Annotated in this window: 16 protein-coding genes, 1 tRNA gene and 1 pseudogene; 17 read left to right on the top strand and 1 reads right to left on the bottom strand. The window is 48.4% G+C overall.

From position 1 onward, the window contains the following. The first annotated feature begins 1 nt into the window (after position 1). The 13 genes and pseudogenes from pepV (at position 2) to PUQ60_RS05180 (ending at position 12,896) form a co-directional block, all read left to right on the top strand. On the top strand, positions 2-1,405 hold the full coding sequence (gene pepV, locus PUQ60_RS05120) for a dipeptidase PepV (protein ID WP_022360229.1): 1,404 nt from the start codon (positions 2-4) through the stop codon (positions 1,403-1,405). A 154-nt stretch (positions 1,406-1,559) separates the two neighbouring features. Next, a complete protein-coding gene (locus PUQ60_RS05125; protein ID WP_273381504.1) occupies positions 1,560-2,552 on the top strand; it encodes an FAD-binding protein in 993 nt (330 codons plus the stop codon). Positions 2,553-2,916: 364 nt separating this feature from the next. Continuing rightward, complete coding sequence (locus PUQ60_RS05130; RefSeq protein WP_022360231.1) at positions 2,917-4,215, top strand: dicarboxylate/amino acid:cation symporter; 1,299 nt, start codon at positions 2,917-2,919, stop codon at positions 4,213-4,215. 250 nt (positions 4,216-4,465) lie between these two features. Continuing rightward, entirely contained in the window at positions 4,466-5,482 is a 1,017-nt protein-coding gene (locus PUQ60_RS05135; protein WP_118524346.1) for an aminopeptidase, read from the top strand. Positions 5,483-5,989: 507 nt separating this feature from the next. Next, positions 5,990-7,006: an aminopeptidase gene (locus tag PUQ60_RS05140; protein WP_118524346.1), complete on the top strand. Its 1,017-nt coding sequence runs from the start codon at positions 5,990-5,992 to the stop codon at positions 7,004-7,006. Between the two features lie 526 nt (positions 7,007-7,532). Then, entirely contained in the window at positions 7,533-8,519 is a 987-nt protein-coding gene (locus PUQ60_RS05145; protein WP_273381507.1) for a LysR family transcriptional regulator, read from the top strand. Positions 8,520-8,819: 300 nt separating this feature from the next. After that, complete coding sequence (gene ispH / locus PUQ60_RS05150; RefSeq protein ID WP_273401120.1) at positions 8,820-9,671, top strand: 4-hydroxy-3-methylbut-2-enyl diphosphate reductase; 852 nt, start codon at positions 8,820-8,822, stop codon at positions 9,669-9,671. Next, positions 9,652-10,734 (top strand): 30S ribosomal protein S1, encoded by a 1,083-nt coding sequence (gene rpsA / locus PUQ60_RS05155; protein ID WP_022360427.1) that lies wholly within the window; start codon positions 9,652-9,654, stop codon positions 10,732-10,734. Before ispH ends, rpsA begins: the two co-directional genes overlap by 20 nt. A 106-nt stretch (positions 10,735-10,840) precedes the next feature. Continuing rightward, a pseudogene (locus tag PUQ60_RS05160) lies at positions 10,841-10,933 on the top strand (EamA family transporter); the annotation flags it as partial. 291 nt (positions 10,934-11,224) lie between these two features. Beyond that, positions 11,225-11,539: a PadR family transcriptional regulator gene (locus tag PUQ60_RS05165; RefSeq protein ID WP_022360428.1), complete on the top strand. Its 315-nt coding sequence runs from the start codon at positions 11,225-11,227 to the stop codon at positions 11,537-11,539. 13 nt (positions 11,540-11,552) lie between these two features. Then, positions 11,553-12,374, top strand: coding sequence for a DUF1700 domain-containing protein (locus PUQ60_RS05170; RefSeq protein WP_273380518.1), 822 nt, complete (start codon positions 11,553-11,555; stop codon positions 12,372-12,374). A 12-nt stretch (positions 12,375-12,386) separates the two neighbouring features. Further along, positions 12,387-12,647: a hypothetical protein gene (locus PUQ60_RS05175; protein ID WP_022360430.1), complete on the top strand. Its 261-nt coding sequence runs from the start codon at positions 12,387-12,389 to the stop codon at positions 12,645-12,647. 54 nt (positions 12,648-12,701) lie between these two features. After that, entirely contained in the window at positions 12,702-12,896 is a 195-nt protein-coding gene (locus PUQ60_RS05180; RefSeq protein WP_022360431.1) for a small, acid-soluble spore protein, alpha/beta type, read from the top strand. 75 nt (positions 12,897-12,971) lie between these two features. Here PUQ60_RS05180 and PUQ60_RS05185 read toward each other — a convergent pair. Then, positions 12,972-13,054 (bottom strand) — tRNA-Leu (locus PUQ60_RS05185). A 207-nt stretch (positions 13,055-13,261) separates the two neighbouring features. On the opposite strand from PUQ60_RS05185, the gene PUQ60_RS05190 reads away from it, so the two are divergent. The 4 genes from PUQ60_RS05190 to PUQ60_RS05205 form a co-directional block, all read left to right on the top strand. Beyond that, positions 13,262-13,600 carry a zf-HC2 domain-containing protein gene (locus PUQ60_RS05190; RefSeq protein WP_022360432.1) on the top strand — a complete coding sequence of 113 codons (339 nt, stop codon included), beginning with the start codon at positions 13,262-13,264 and terminating at the stop codon, positions 13,598-13,600. A 37-nt stretch (positions 13,601-13,637) separates the two neighbouring features. After that, the gene (polA, locus tag PUQ60_RS05195) at positions 13,638-16,310 is read left to right on the top strand and encodes a DNA polymerase I (protein ID WP_273380520.1); all 2,673 of its coding nucleotides are present in this window, start codon (positions 13,638-13,640) and stop codon (positions 16,308-16,310) included. 19 nt (positions 16,311-16,329) lie between these two features. Beyond that, on the top strand, positions 16,330-16,911 hold the full coding sequence (gene coaE / locus PUQ60_RS05200; RefSeq protein WP_022360434.1) for a dephospho-CoA kinase: 582 nt from the start codon (positions 16,330-16,332) through the stop codon (positions 16,909-16,911). 7 nt (positions 16,912-16,918) lie between these two features. Further along, positions 16,919-17,362: MBL fold metallo-hydrolase (locus PUQ60_RS05205; protein ID WP_273482860.1), on the top strand; the 444-nt coding region annotated here is incomplete at its 3' end.

Here is a 17,362-nt window from a genome sequence, read left to right on the forward strand (position 1 = left end):
TATGTATAAAAAGAAAATCGAGCAGTATATCGAGGCGCACAAGCAGGAGATGTTAGATGACATATGCACGCTGTGCAGCATCAACAGCGAGCGTTCGGCATACCAGGAGGGCGATCCGTTCGGCGAAGGTCCGAGCCGCGCACTGGCACAGGCACTCAAAATGGCGGAAGAGTATGGATTTTCCATCAACAATTACGATAATTATGTAGGAACCGCCGATTTAAACGACGGTGAGCACCAGCTAGATATTCTGGCACACCTGGATGTTGTCCCAGCAGGCGAGGGCTGGACTGTGACACAGCCGTTTGAACCGATTGTAAAAGACGGAAAGTTGTACGGACGCGGCACGGCGGATGACAAGGGACCGGCGGTGGCAGCTCTGTATGCGATGCGTGCGGTCAAAGAACTGGGAATCCCGGTGACAAAAAATGTCCGTCTGATTCTGGGAACAGATGAGGAGTGCGGCAGCAGCGATATTGAACATTATTATAAAGTGGAGAAGGAAGCGCCGATGACATTTTCACCGGATGCTTCGTTCCCGGTTATCAATATCGAAAAAGGACGTTTCCCGGGGCATGTGACAGCTTCTTTTGAGGTATCGACGGAGAATGCGCGGATCCTGTCCATCGAGGCTGGCATCAAGATCAATGTTGTTCCGGGCAAGGCGCATGCGACAATTACAGGACTGACCGAGGAAGAGGTACGTCCGATGGCAGAGGGCGTGACGAAGGAGACTGGCGTACAGTTTGAGCTTCAGGCAGAGGAAGATGCGATCGTGATCACCGCAATCGGTGAGGGCGCACACGCCTCGACACCGGAGGAAGGCAAAAATGCGCTGGCATCCCTGCTTCTGCTTCTGGATCGCCTGCCATTTGCATCCTGCGGACAGACGAAGCTGATTCACAGTCTGACTGAGTGCTTCCCGTGGAATGATACCGAGGGCAAGGCGCTTGGCGTGGCGATGCAGGCAGAAGGATCCGGAGCGCTGTCTCTGGCATTCACGATGCTTACGATGACGGAGACACGGATGGAAGCGTACTTTGACGGACGTTTCCCGATCGGCGGCAATGATGACAACCTGTTGAAACCGGTGGAGGCAAAACTTGCGTCCCACGGCATGAAGTTAGAGTCCCCGCAGCTGCGAGAACCGCATTTTGTAGACGGCAATTCCGAGTTTGTCAGAACACTTCTGAATGCTTATGAGCTTTATACCGGCAACAAGGGCGAGTGCAACTACACCGGCGGCGGCACATATGTGCATGACTTGAAAAACGGCGTTGCATTTGGCGCGTCGATGCCGGGTGTGGACAACCGGATGCACGGGGCAGATGAATTTGCCTATGTGAGTGATCTGGTGGCAAGCGCGAAGATTTTTGCACAGGTGATTGCGGATTTGTGTAAGTAACAGAAAATTTCGTTTTTTCCGCCGTAAGAATTAAAGAAACCTTAATTGATTCGCCGCAGGTTCTATGTTAGACTGAAATCCACAAACGAGAGGTACTGTGCATGTTTGAAGACAGCTGCAGGAACTCCGGCGAGAGGGAAAGGAGAGAACGATTATGAAAAAATCATTCCATACAGTTAAAAAGGCAGGGATTCTGACGGCGGCAGCGGTTCTGGGAACAGCGGCACTGGCGGGATGCGGCAGTAAGGCAGATACAACAGAGAGTGCAGCGGCAAGCGAGGAAGCAACCGAAGCGGTCGGAGAGGCAGAAGCATCGGATGCACAGCTTGTCATCGCAGGCGGAGACAGCGCCGGATTGATCGCGGCGGTTCAGGCGGCAGCCGAGGGCATGGATCCGTCGAAGATCCTGATTCTGGCACCGGGCGAAGAGCTGGCGGCAGATATGGCGGAGATGGCGCCGTATGTCAATGCAGCCAATACAGATGAGCAGTTCCAGGCGAATCTTACGGATGATTTTGAGATTTATCTGTCCGATATTATGACGGCAGGAAATAATACGAACAATTCGGATATGGCGGCAGATGTATCGGAGAACAGCGAAGAGGCGAAAGACTGGCTTGCCGACACACTGGGAATGGAGTACGGCGATCTGACACAGGAGGCAGGTTCCACGGTAGCCCGCAGTTTCCCGGCAAAAGAGGGAAATCTGAACGAGCTTGTACAGGAAGCGCTGCTTAAAAAAGTCGAAGAGCTGAAGATTCCAGTTGAATATAAGACAGAATTAAAGAGCGTCGCTTACGATGAAGAAGGTGCGCTTGACCGCATCACTGTGACGGTGGACGGCAAGGATCAGGAAATTGACTGCCTGGCACTGGTAGCGACCGATGTCTCCCTGATTCCGGTTTTTGAGGAATCTCAGGTATATGAGGCAGATGGAAAGGCAGCTGCCTTGGTTGTCAGCAACAATGCGGAACAGCTAAACAAAGATAGCGGCGAGCTGATCAATGGTCTTTATGCAGCAGGTCCGATCCTGTCAGCGGCAGTAGACGGTGAAGGTGTGCTCTCCGGCAATGAGCTGACCGAGGCGGTTATGTTTGGTTCGACTGCAGGAACAGAAGCAGCGGTTTATGTTTCGGATAACCAGTAAAAGCTAAAATGGTTCACATATAATGCCATTTCTAAAAAAGCAGATGATGCAGACGAAATAAAATAGAAACCTTTAAGAAGAGGTTCAAGCAAGAAGCGGGTAAAAGCAAAAAAACTTTTACCCGCTTTTAGTATTTTACAGAAAACAGCACGGAACTGATTTGCAAAAATAAAATTGTTTTTATTGTGGAGACAATACCCAAAAAGTAAGTCAGAACTAACTCTGTATCACTGAATTATTATAACTTATTCGTGATTCGATATATTTGTTTATAATAATCTGGCTTTTTGATACTATATAGTCAAACCTCATGAGGAGCGAGAAACAAGAAACAGAAAACCATTACATAAGGGGGTATTACAACATGGCGGGGAAAACAAAAAATGGGGCGGAGAAAAAAGAGACTCCGTTGTACGTGAAAATATTCATTGCATTGTTTGCAGGTATCGCGTTTGGTTACGTCTTAAATTTTATGGGCGGCGTAGAGAATGAGATCATTAACGGATATGTCCTTCCGTTCTTCCAGTTCATCGGAGATTTGTTTATCAAGTTGATCAAGATGATTGTCGTTCCGCTGGTGTTCTTCTGTATCATCGACGCGGCGCTTTCGCTGGGCGATATCAAGAAACTTCGAAGCATCGGTGTTAAAACCATCATCTGGTTTTTAGCAACTGGCGGTATTTCAGCAACCATCGGTCTGATACTTGCCAATATCATCAAACCGGGACGTGGCTTGCAGCTGGGAACGGCAGAGACAGCAATGGAAGTGAAAGAACTTCCGGGTATCTACCAGACACTGCTCGACTTAATCCCGTCCAACCCATTCCAGGCACTGACAAGCGGCGAGATGATGCAGATTATCGTCTTCTCCCTGTTCCTTGGATTTGCCATCATCAGCATCGGCAAGGAAGCGCAGCAGTTATGTGACATTATCAGCCTCTGTTCACGGACGATGTTTAAGGTTATCGATATGATTCTTGGAATCATCCCTTACGGTGTATTCAGTTTGATGACTGTAGCACTTGCGAAATATGGCGTTGCCATCTTCGGACCGGTTCTGAAATTCATCTTAACTGATTATCTTGCCTGCATCATCATGAGTACTGTTGGATACGGCATTTTCCTTACCGTGATTGGAAAGGTAAATCCGATGAAATTCTGGCGCAAAGCGTTTGAACCTTGGATGATCGCATTTAGTACCTGTACTTCTTCAGCAGCTCTTCCGGTATCAATGGAAGTAGCACCGAAGAAGATGGGCGTTCCGAGAGATATTGCGAGTTTCGTACTTCCACTTGGATGTACCGCTCAGATGAACGGAACGTGTGCATACTTTGGTATCGTTGTTCTCTTTGCCGCACAGCTGTACGGCGTAGAGTTAAGTATTCAGCAGCAGATTATGCTGGTTGTACAGGCAACATTCTTAAGCGTTGGCTGTGCAGCAACTCCGCAGATTGGTCTGGTTATCAGCTTAACCCTGATGACGCAGATGGGACTTCCGCTGGATGCATACGCACTGGTAGCTGGAATCTATCGTATTATCGACCAGATTCACACATCTACTAACTCTGTAGGCGACCTGGTAGCGTCTGTCTGCATTTCTCAGATGGAGGGTGAACTGGATCACGAGATTTTCAATCAGGAAGAAGCCAAAAAGGCAGCTTGAGTTTTAGAAAGAGACATCCCGGATTCGTATGAAATGTGGAATATATCTGGGCAGTAGTTATGTATGAAACCCGGAAAGCGGGGAAACGACAAATTTGTGCAGAACGTGAATCAAAGATGGAATATGGAACCCCCGGTTCTGAAAAGTCCACGTTTTCTGGATAAAAAGGAAAAAAACAGAAATAATTCCCACTTGCAAAGGTGAAAAAATTTAAGGGAACCAGACAAAACAAGAAAAGGAGATTAAAACTATGAGTGATAACAGAATTATCGAATGTATGGAACGTGCACAGTATCTTCTTGGCAACCTGATGGCTGTTAAACCGGGCGAGGAAGTTTTGATTGTCGTTGACCCTCAAACCGACGAGAGAATGACTCAGGCGATGGCAGCAGCCGCTTTAAACTGCGGCGCTGAGTACGGCGTATACATGATGCCGATTCGTGGAAAAGACAAAGCAACCATTTTCCCGAAGTCACTGGAGCTTGGCATGGATGCATGCGACGTATTTGTCGGCATGACCACCGCATCCGGTGCAGCTATCTACAATAACCATCTGAAAGAGCTCATCAACCAGAAGAAACTCCGTGAGGTTTCCATCTGCTTAAGAAGTATCGATAACTTCACACGAGGCGGCGCTCTGGCAGACTACGAAGCAGTTTACGCAGATGGCGAGAAGCTGCAGGCTATCTGGAGAGGTCATAAGATGGCTCACATCACCACACCGGCTGGTACCGACCTGTACATGGAAATGAATCAGATGGAGCCGATCATCGAATGTGGTATCGCGAGAAATCCGGGCGATGCAATGGCTTGGTCTGACGGCGAGGTTTCCTTAGGACCGGTGATCGACACAACCCATGGCAAACTGGTAATTGATGGACCTATCTGCTACTATGGATGCCCAACCACACCGGTTGAGTTAAGAATCGAAAAAGGGCGTATCGTAGAGGTAGTTGGCGGCGATCCGAAGATTTGTAAAGAAATCCGCCGTCAGATCGCAGAAGTTAAAGATTCCGACAACATTGCAGAGATCGGACTTGGACTTAACCCGGCTTGTATGTTCAACGGAGACTTTGAGGAAGAGAAGAAGGCAAGAGGAACCTGCCACATCGCAATGGGCAACGGCTTCTACTATGGACAGCCGGCACGTTCGACCGTACATATCGACATGGTACAGTACAATCCGACCGTTATCTTCGACGAGGGAACACCAGAAGAGGTTCTGATTGTAAAAGACGGCAAGGTTGTTTGTTTGGGCGACAAATAAAACTATTGCATCCAACTAGACAGTTCACCCCAATTATAACCATATAAATATACCTTACTGTTTTGTATGACGCCAGGAATCCCCGTTCAGCCAGTGTATCGGCTGAACGGGGATTCCTGGTATTTTTAAGTCTGATTTGGATGTGAAGCACCGCCTCCCGAGCAAGAAAAACAGGTGACATTGAGCCGGTATGGAACTGCGGCTGGATGGCAAGCAAGCCGATGCAGGCGTGCTGTACGGCAGTACCGTATTCTACGCAATTTTCAGCGCACTGGGAATGCTTCCAGCAGGATGGTAAACCCCTTATCACGAAATATTTATAACATATTCGCAAATGGGTATATTTGTTTATAAGTGTGTGCGGGTTTGATAGTATATAGTCAAACCTCATGAGGAACAGAAAAACTAAATAAACAGCTATGAAACAGAGAACAATGACAGGCAGATAGCTTAAATCGGCTGGATGCGGAAACTGTCAAATAATAAAAAAAGCGAGGAGAATGAACTATGAGTGATAACAGAATTATCGAATGTATGGAGCGTGCACAGTATCTTCTTGGCAACCTGATGGCTGTTAAACCGGGCGAGGAAGTTTTGATTGTCGTTGACCCTCAAACCGACGAGAGAATGACTCAGGCGATGGCAGCAGCCGCTTTAAACTGCGGCGCTGAGTACGGCGTATACATGATGCCGATTCGTGGAAAAGACAAAGCAACCATTTTCCCGAAGTCACTGGAGCTTGGCATGGATGCATGCGACGTATTTGTCGGCATGACCACCGCATCCGGTGCAGCTATCTACAATAACCATCTGAAAGAGCTCATCAACCAGAAGAAACTCCGTGAGGTTTCCATCTGCTTAAGAAGTATCGATAACTTCACACGAGGCGGCGCTCTGGCAGACTACGAAGCAGTTTACGCAGATGGCGAGAAGCTGCAGGCTATCTGGAGAGGTCATAAGATGGCTCACATCACCACACCGGCTGGTACCGACCTGTACATGGAAATGAATCAGATGGAGCCGATCATCGAATGTGGTATCGCGAGAAATCCGGGCGATGCAATGGCTTGGTCTGACGGCGAGGTTTCCTTAGGACCGGTGATCGACACAACCCATGGCAAACTGGTAATTGATGGACCTATCTGCTACTATGGATGCCCAACCACACCGGTTGAGTTAAGAATCGAAAAAGGGCGTATCGTAGAGGTAGTTGGCGGCGATCCGAAGATTTGTAAAGAAATCCGCCGTCAGATCGCAGAAGTTAAAGATTCCGACAACATTGCAGAGATCGGACTTGGACTTAACCCGGCTTGTATGTTCAACGGAGACTTTGAGGAAGAGAAGAAGGCAAGAGGAACCTGCCACATCGCAATGGGCAACGGCTTCTACTATGGACAGCCGGCACGTTCGACCGTACATATCGACATGGTACAGTACAATCCGACCGTTATCTTCGACGAGGGAACACCGGAAGAGGTTCTGATCGTAAAAGACGGCAAGGTTGTTTGTTTGGGCGACAAATAATATGGCTATATATTAAGAAGTATCAAGAACGAATTGTCAATGAAAGACTGCATGAATTGTGGCTGTGATTTCCCCTTGAGCAGCCGCAATATAAAACATCAGAAATTTGTAAAAGCTTAGGAATTGAATAAACCTCCATATTAAAAATGGAAGCTGTGGACGCAGGTTAGCTGCCTTAGATATGCAGAGCGCAGGCGTTCGCAGCTTCTTTTGAGTGCTGATTCACGCACCTGGAAGTTTTTTGAAATAAGCTGGATTCTGCCTGAAAAACGACAAACAGACGGAAAATACAGTTTATTTGTTTGCAGATATAGAAATCTTATGATAAAATAATAACAATGAAAAATAACTGTTAGATATGGCGGTTATATTCGTTTATAGCAGATTTTAGCATAGAGATATGGGAAAGTGGATCAGCCATATTTAAGTGCAGAGCCATGGCAAAATTCGTTACGGGTCATGTGTGCAAGAATCGTAACATCATTTAAGCAAAGCAGGATGGAAAATGGACAGGGGGAATTGACAAATGCTGAATGAAATGAAGTACGTGTATGAGGTTTACAAAGAAAAGAGTTTTTCCAAAGCGGCGAAGAAGCTTTTTATCAGCCAGCCAGCACTCAGCAACATGGTGCGGAAGGCAGAGAAAGAGATGGGAGCGCCGATTTTTGATCGCAGTACGATTCCGCTGACGGTGACGAAGGAGGGCGCGTATTACATCCGTACCGTTGAAAAGATTCTTTTTCTGGAACGGAATCTGGAACGGTATTTTCAAGATATTGCGGGGCTTCAGGGCGGCACGCTGGCGCTCGGCGGTGCATCTTATTTCTGCTCGTTTGTGTATCCGGATCTGATTGCCCGTTTTCAGACAAAATATCCGCAGGTTACGATTGACCTAACAGAAGGAAATACGCGGGAGCTGAAAGCGGGGTTGGAAAATGAGTCGCTGGATCTGGTGTTGGAGACGGCGATGGAGAAGGACGATACTTCGATCAAACGGTATTTATTCCGGAAAGAAAATCTGATTCTGGCAGTTCCGGAAAGTTTTCCGGTTAACCGGAAGCTGCAGCCATACCGACTGTCCAGGCAGGAGATTCTGTCCAAGTCCTTTTTAAAACCGGAGGTGGAGGCGGTTCCGTTAAAGGAATTTAAGGATGTGCCGTTTATCACGATGAAACCGGGCAATGATATGTATAAACGAGGCGCGAAAATGTGCCGCAACAGCGGTTTTACGATGAAAACTGTGATGATGGTGGATCAGGTGCTGACTTCTTTAAATATCGTCTCCAACGGGGTTGGAGCGATGTTTGTGCGTTCTGATATTGTACAGTGGCGTCCGGAGGACCCGAGGCTGGTCTATTATAAGCTGGACGACCCGCTGTCTGAGCGGGAGATCACATTTTCGGTCAAGCGGGGGCGTTATGTGACGGCGGCGATGCGTGAGTTTATGCGTCTGGCAGGCATCCGGTCGGATGATCCGGACACCGATCCGGCTGCCGGGAGGCAAAAGGAGTAACGGCAATTTCCGAAGACAGGGACTGAATGCGGCGTAAATTCCAAAATGCGGTTGTAAAATCAGTTAATCGTGTAAATTTTATATAATTTTACGTCGATTTAGACTTTACCAGCAGTCTAAAGTATGATAAACTATAACAATGAGGGTAAATGAGTTGCCGATTAAAGGCGGAAGAATTTCTATTCTGGAGAATTCGCGGGATGCTATGAGAGACAGGAGCAAAGGTGGATTTTATGAAGGAGACAGAGGGGATTTATTTATCCAAGACGATGAGGAATAGGAGGAATGGCGGGCAGGAACATGGAAATCACAGTTGCGAAGACGGCTGGCTTCTGCTTTGGCGTGAAGCGGGCAGTCGAGAAGGTATATGATCAGATAGCGACGGGGAAGAAGCAGATCTATACCTACGGTCCCATCATCCACAATGAAGAGGTGGTGCAGGATCTGGAAGAGAAGGGCGTACAGGTCATCAATTCGAAGGAGGAACTGGAAGCCCTGAAAGAAGGCGTGGTCGTTATCCGTTCCCACGGCGTAGGCAGGGAGATTTATGAACTCCTGGAACGCCAGGGACTGGAGCTTGTGGACGCGACCTGTCCATTTGTCAAAAAGATCCACAAGATTGTCCGGGAACAGTGCGAAGCCGGACGCCGCGTGATTATCGTGGGAAATGAGCACCACCCGGAGGTCGAGGGTATCAAGGGCTGGGGAAATGAGTATACTCTGGCAGTCGAGTCACTGGAGGAATTTGAAAATCTGGCACTCAGACCGGATGAAAAGCTCTGTATCGTGGCGCAGACGACATTTAACTACAATAAATTTCAAGATTTAGTTGAAAAAATTTCAAAAACGTATTATGATATACTTGTTTTAAATACGATTTGCAATGCAACACAGGAGAGACAGGTTGAGGCGAGGCAGATAGCTTCACAGGTGGATGTTATGATTGTTATCGGAGGACGAAACAGTTCTAACACACAAAAGTTGTATGAGATTTGCCGCAGGGAATGTAAACACACTTACTACATTCAGACACTGGAAGATTTCAAGCCTGAGATAACAGGTACTGTGCGCAGCGTAGGTATTACAGCCGGGGCATCGACCCCAAATCAAATTATCGAGGAGGTTCATACTAATGTCAGAATTAAGTTTTGAACAAATGTTTGAAGAATCATCATTCAAGAGATTACGTACAGGAGAGGCTGTTACCGGTCAGGTTATCGGTGTCAAGGAAGACGAAATCATTCTCAGCATCGCTGGAAGCAAATCCGAAGGCATCATCACAAGAAGCGAATTCACCAATGAGCCGGGCGTAGATCTTAGAACCAAAGTTCAGGTCGGCGACGAACTGGAAGCAAAAGTTCTGAAAGTAAACGACGGAGAGGGCATGGCTGCTTTATCTTACAAGAGACTGGCTGCTGATAAGGGTCTGAAACGTCTGAAAGAAGCTTTCGAGAACAAGGAAGTTCTGAAAGAGAAAGTTACACAGGTTATGGAGAAAGGCCTCGTAGTAGAGGTTGAGGGAACCCGTGTATTCATTCCGGCAAGCATGGTTTCTGATACTTATGATAAAGACTTATCCAAGTACGCAGGTCAGGAGATTGAGTTCGTAGTTACCGAGTTCAATCCGAGCGGAAGAAGAAGCCGTATCATCGGCGACCGCAAGCAGATCCTGCTTGAGAAGAAAGCTGCTATGCAGAAAGAATTATTCGAGAAGATCGCTGTTGGTCAGACCGTAGAAGGTGTTGTTAAGAATGTAACTGATTTCGGTGCATTTATCGACCTTGGCGGCGCTGACGGTCTGCTTCACATCTCTGAGATGTCCTGGGGCAGAGTTGAGAACCCGAAGAAGGTTTTCAAAGTAGGCGATAAAGTAAAAGCTCTGATCAAAGATATCAACGGCGAGAAGATCGCTCTGAGCTTAAAGTTCCCGGAGAGCAATCCGTGGGCAAACGCAGCTGAGAAATATGCTGTAGGCAACGTAGTAGAAGGCAAGGTAGCACGTATGACTGATTTCGGCGCATTCGTTGAGCTGGAGCCAGGTGTAGATGCACTTCTTCACGTATCCCAGATTTCCAGAGAGCATGTTGACAAACCATCCGACGTACTGAGCGTAGGACAGGTTATCACTGCTAAGGTAGTTGATTTCAACGAGGCAGACCGCAAGATCAGCCTGAGCATGAAAGCTCTTGAGAATCAGGAAGCAGAAGAAAATTAATCAAACGGTTGATGCCAGTTTCTCATCGGACAGATAGTGCGTCAGACGGAGGATGAAAGAATCATCAGGCTGTCACTTCCACAGGAAGAATGTGGAGGTGGCAGCCGTTTTTGTGATGGCGTGGGGCATGGTATTCTTGACCGAAACGCAGTTGGGTATTTCTGGGATTGGAAGAAAGAGCTGGCTGTTTCTGGTGCTGTAGAAAGCTATTTGGTGATTTTATTAAGATAAAAATGAAAACAGGCAGTATGGCGTATGTGATGGAACATAGGTTGTACGGTCTGTTTTTTGCGTGATGAGGAGCGGGATACGGCGTGGTGAAGGGGTGTGGGAGCAGAAAGATGGATTGGAGTGAGTCATAAGGATATTTGGAAAAATATTGACAAAGAAGGCACACTGATATATAATTCAGATACAATATTATATAATATATAATATTAAACAAGAAAAAATATTATATTTTGAATTAATGTATCTTAGGAGGGATAAGATGGTTTTTAATACAGGAGCTGCGCTTCTGGATGCGATCGTCCTTTCGGTTGTATCAAAATCTGCAGAAGGAACATATGGGTATAAGATCACGCAGGATGTCCGTCAGGCAATCGAAATATCGGAGTCCACGCTTTATCCGGTGTTGCGGCGGCTTCAGAAGGATGACTGCCTGGAAACATATGACCGGGCGATCGACGGCAGAAACCGACGGTATTACAAAATAACGGAGGCGGGACGGATTCAGCTGAATCTTTACCGGGGTGAGTGGAACGTGTATGCAGGAAAAATTTCAGAGATACTGAAAGAGGGATAAGGAGAGGCAGATCATGAAAAAAGAAGTATTTTTAGAGAGACTGGAAGCGCTCTTGCAGGATATTCCGGAAGAAGAAAAACGGGATGCGATTGACTATTACCGCGATTATCTGGAGGAAGCGGGACCGGAGAAGGAAGAAGAGGTACTTGCAGAATTTCAGAGTCCGGAGCATATTGCCGAGGTAATCCGGACGGAGCTGCAGAGTGAATGGAGTGGCGGCGAATTTACAGACCGGGGATACAATGACAGCCGGTTTGAAGAAAAGCGGACGACTTTATCCAGAAGCGGTGGGGCAGAACAGGGAGAACGAGAAAAAGAAGCAGGATTTCAGGCTGGAACCGAGGATGACCCATTCCGGGGATTTCGGGATGAGGAAACGGGAGAAAATGCGGCATTCAATGAGAATCAAAGAAGCCGTCTGAGCGAGATGCTGCACTGCTTAAAAGAAAAAATAACCGGTTCCAAGATTGGAATGGTTGTGGCAGTTCTGGTAGTGCTTGCAGTTCTTCCGTTTATCTTTTCGTGGGTGACGGGAACCGTGGGAGGTGTTTTTGGGCTGGCGGTCGCACTGGCAGCGATACTTGTGGTGCTGGGACTGATGACGGTGCTGGTATTTGTTGGCGGAATTATGCTGTTCGTTCTGGGTGCAGCGAGTCTGTTTGAACATTTTGCGATGGGACTGATGTTCATCGGATTGGGTATTGCGGCAGAGGGCAGCTGTCTGCTTCTGATATGTGGTTGTGTCCTGTTTTACGGTGTGTTCCTACCGTGGGCAGTCAAGGAAATCATTCGGCTTTGCCGTCAGGCGGCAGGTTATCTGTCAGCCAGGGCATAGGAGGATAGGAAAATGAAAAAATGGATGAAAAAAATGGCAATCATAGGCGCCATCCTCTTTGTGGGTGGAATCGGCGTGACATCGATCGGGGCTGCCATCGGAGGCGCAGCTGCCGGGCTGGATTTTCTGATCGATCAGGAAAAAAATTTTCAGGATAAATATAACTGGGGAGATTCGGAGGAGATATGGGATGATACGGAGCAGCTGCCGGAAGAGATCGACGAGCCGGATGAGATGGAAGAGCAGCTGGACATAGAAAAACAATGCGAATAGTTTTCCAGAAAATGGACATACTCTGAGTACACAAGGTGGAAAGGAGTATTTTTTATGGATGAAAATAAGGTGGATTTTGAGAAAATGACCCCGGCAGAGCGGCTGAAATATGAGGTGGCGGAAGAAATTGGGCTGGCAGACAAGGTACGGCAGTATGGCTGGAGAAGCCTGACTGCCAAGGAGAGCGGGCGGATTGGCGGTCTGATGACGAAGAAAAGGCGGGAGATGAAACAGAATAAGAAAGGCTGATAGATATTTGCTTGAAAACACCAAAAGCCCTTGAAAATAAAGGAAAAATCCAATATTTTCAAGGGCTTTCAAATCTGCCGGCTGCGGGACTTGAACCCGCACGGTGTTGCCACCAATGGATTTTGAGTCCACCTCGTCTGCCATTCCGACAAGCCGGCTGTCTATCGACGCTTTTTATCTTACCAAAATTGGAGACAGATTGCAACTGTTTTTTTGTTTGTTTTGAAATTAAGAAGCGAAGCATTCGCGGGGGCTTGCGTGTTTCATTAAAATAAGGTATGATTAGGTTCAAATGGTTTTATGAACGCGTCATGCGTGAATGATAATTCATATGGAATGACAGACTGGAAAAGGAGGTGGCGTCTGTGACCTGTCGGGAAGCGGAGCGTCTTGTGACGCCGTATATCCAGGATAAACTGAGCGGGGATGAGCTGGAAGCGTTTCTGGAACATCTGGAACATTGCCGCAACTGTCAGGAAGAATTGGAAATTTATTTTATGGTGGATGTCGGACTGAAACAGCTGGACACCGGATCGGGTACTTTTGATATCATGGGCGCACTGCAGAAGCGGATCGCTGAGTCATATGCCCGCGTGCGCCGGATGTGGCGCTTCCGGAAAATGGAGTATGCGGTCAATACGCTGGGCGTGATGGCGGTATTGGTGACGGTGATGCTGCAGGTCAGGATTTGGCTGGCACCATAGAAAAAGCAACAAGTGATAGAACAGGAGACGGAAACAGATGGGCAAATTAGTGCTGATAGATGGTCATAGTATACTCAACCGGGCATTTTACGGGGTGCCGGAGTTGACAAATTCGAAGGGACTCCACACCAATGCAGTGTACGGATTTTTAAATATCATGTTCCGGGTGATCGAAGATGAGGGGGCAGACTATCTGGCAGTGGCATTTGACTTGAAAGAGCCGACATTCCGTCACAAAATGTATGCGGCATACAAGGGAACGAGAAAACCGATGCCGCAGGAGCTGCATGAGCAGGTTCCGGTGATGAAGGAAGTGCTGACAGCGATGGGCGTGCCGATTCTTACCAAGGCGGGGTATGAGGCAGACGATATTCTGGGAACGATCGCGAAACGCTGTGCGGCGGAGGGCGTGGAGGTTTCTATCGTATCAGGAGATCGTGACCTGCTGCAGCTTGCAGATACGCACATTAAGATTCGGATGCCGCGTACTTCGAAAGGTACGACGGAGATACGCGACTATTACCCGGAGGATGTGAAGGCGGAGTATCAGGTGACGCCGATCGAATTTATTGATGTAAAGGCGCTGATGGGCGATACTTCGGATAATATTCCGGGCGTGCCATCGATCGGTGAAAAGACGGCAACCAGCCTGATTACCACCTACGGAAGCATTGAGAATGCGTATGCACACATTGATGAAGTAAAGCCGCCGCGCGCACAGAAAGCGCTTCGGGAGCATTATGACATGGCGCAGATGAGCAAGGATCTGGCAACGATCCGCATCAATTGCGAGATTGGTTTTTCGCTGGAGGAGGCGAAGCTGGATTCGCTTTACACGCCGGAGGCATACCAGTATATGAAGCAGCTGGAATTTAAGTCCATTCTGCAGAAATTTGGTGAGGACGCTTTTGCGTCATCAGAAATGGAAAAATCTTTCCGTCTGGTAAATGATTTTGGCGAGGCACAGGTGATTTTTGACCGTGCACAGCGGGCAGAGGAGATCGGCGCGCAGCTGGTGATTGAAAAAGGAGAGGTTGTAGCACTGGCACTCTGCCTGGACGGGACATCGATCTATGCGATCCCGGCGGTTGGGTTCCTGACCGGACAGTATCTGGCGGAGGAGCTGGAACGCCTGATGGAGGTGGTTCCGTCTGTGACGGTTCTGGATCTCAAGATCCAGCTTCCATTTCTTAAAAATCACAGCCGCCGGATCGTGGACGGCATCCGGAATGCAGAAGGAAACCGTGCGGTTATGGACGCAGGCGTGGCGGCATATCTGTTAAATCCGCTCAAGGATACCTATGGATATGATGACCTGGCGCGCGATTACCTGGATATGACCGTGCCGTCACAGGTCGATTTGCTTGGAAAAACGGCGCTGTCGGATGCATTTGAGACAATGCCGGAGAAAGCGTTGAATTGTGTCTGCTACATGGCATATACGGCGTGGAAATCGCGGGAAATCCTGCTGGGGCAGCTTCGAAGACATGGAATGCTGCATCTCTTTTATGAGATAGAGATGCCGGTTATTTACAGCCTCTACCATATGGAAGAGGAAGGTATTCAGGTGCGCCGGGAGGAATTGAAAGCCTACGGCGAACGCCTCCAGACGCAGGTAGAGAAACTGGAGCAGGAGATTTACGCCGAGACGGGCTGTGAATTTAATATTAATTCCCCGAAGCAGCTGGGTGAGGTTTTATTTGAAAAAATGTCCCTGCCGGGCGGCAAAAAGACGAAGACCGGCTATTCGACGGCGGCGGATGTGCTGGAAAAACTGGCGCCGGAGTATCCGGTTGTGCGGAAAGTATTAGACTATCGCCAGGTGGCGAAACTCAAATCGACCTATGCGGACGGGCTGGGTGCATTTATCCGGGAGGACGGACGAATCCACGGAACCTTTAACCAGACGATCACAGCGACAGGACGTATCAGCAGTACAGAGCCGAATCTGCAGAACATTCCGGTGCGTATGGAGCTGGGACGCGAGATCCGGAAGCTGTTTGTACCGCGCGAGGGCTGTGTGCTGGTTGACGCTGATTATTCCCAGATTGAGCTGCGTGTGCTGGCGCATATGTCGAATGACAAGAACCTCATCCAGGCATACCGGCAGGCGGAGGACATCCACGCGATCACGGCGTCGCAGGTATTCCATGTGCCGCTTGAGGAAGTGACACCGCAGCTTCGCCGCAATGCAAAAGCAGTCAATTTCGGTATCGTATATGGTATCAGCGCGTTTGGGCTGGGCGAAGATCTCGGCATTTCCCGCAAGGAAGCGACCGAGTACATTGAGCGCTACTTTGAAACCTACCCGGATGTCAAACGTTTCCTCGATGGTCTGGTAAAAACGGGCAGGAAATACGGCGAGGTCAAGACTATGTATGGGCGTGTGAGACCGATTCCGGAGCTGAAATCCGGCAATTTTATGCAGCGTTCGTTCGGTGAGCGTGTGGCGATGAATTCCCCGATTCAGGGAACTGCAGCCGACATTATCAAGATTGCGATGATCCGCGTCGATCAACGCCTGCGCCGCGAAGGACTGCGTTCCCGCATTGTCCTCCAAGTGCACGATGAACTCCTGATTGAAACCTGGAAAGAAGAGCTGGAACAGGTGCAGTCGATTCTGGCGACGGAGATGAAACGTGCGGCGCAGCTGCAGGTGGAGCTGGAAATCGATATGAAGATGGGAAATTCGTGGTTTGAAACGAAATAATGGAAAGGTACAGATAAACATGAAGATAATCAGTATTACCGGAGGCGTTGGTTCCGGTAAGAGTGAGGTCCTGCGTGTGCTGCAGGAGGAATTTGACGCGGAAATTATTAAGGCAGATGAAGTGGCTCACCAGCTCATGGAGCCGGGTAAGAAAGGCTATCAGCATGTGGTAGAGGCGCTGGGTGATTCCTTTTTAAATAAGGACGGCAGCATTGACCGCAAAAAGCTGGCGGCGCTTATTTTCCAGAATAAAGAGGCGGTGGAGACGATGAACGCCATCATCCACCCGATGGCGTGGGAGGAGATCCGCTATGCGATCAACCATTCTGACAAGGAGATCATCGTTGTGGAGGCAGCTCTCTATGATGACGAGCACAATGCGATGTTTGATGAAATCTGGTATGTATACACATCGGTGGAGAACCGCATCAAACGTCTGATGGCAAGCCGCGGCTACAGCGAGGAAAAATGCCGGGGCATCATGGCAAATCAGGCATCCGAGGACGATTACCGGAGCTTTGCGACGCGTGTGCTGGACAACAACGGCGGGATTGAGGATATTCGGAAGCAGATAGCGTCATTTTTAGGAAAAGAGGATTAGGATACATATGCGGATGGTTAGTATTGCCAGCGGCAGCAGCGGGAATTGTATTTATATAGGAAGCGACAACACCCACGTTCTGGTGGATGCGGGGATCAGCAACAAGCGTATTGAGATGGGGTTAAATGACCTGGGGCTGAATGCGCGGGAACTGGATGGAATTCTCATCACGCATGAACATTCCGACCACATCAAAGGGCTCGGCGTGCTGGCGCGCAAATATGGCACACCTATTTACAGCACAAAAGAGACATTAGAGGAAATTCAGGATTCCAAGAGTCTTGGCGAGATTCCGGAAGATCTGATGCACCCGATTACGCCGGATGTTGATTTTATGGTAGGAGATCTGGAAGTCAAACCGTTCCGGATCGACCATGATGCAGCGAATCCTGTTGCCTACCGGGTTCAGAATGAAAAAAGATCGGTGGCGGTGGCGACGGATATGGGGCAT

The sequence above is a fragment of the Clostridium sp. AF02-29 genome, assembly GCF_934835585.1.
Lineage (GTDB): Bacteria > Bacillota > Clostridia > Lachnospirales > Lachnospiraceae > Otoolea > Otoolea fessa.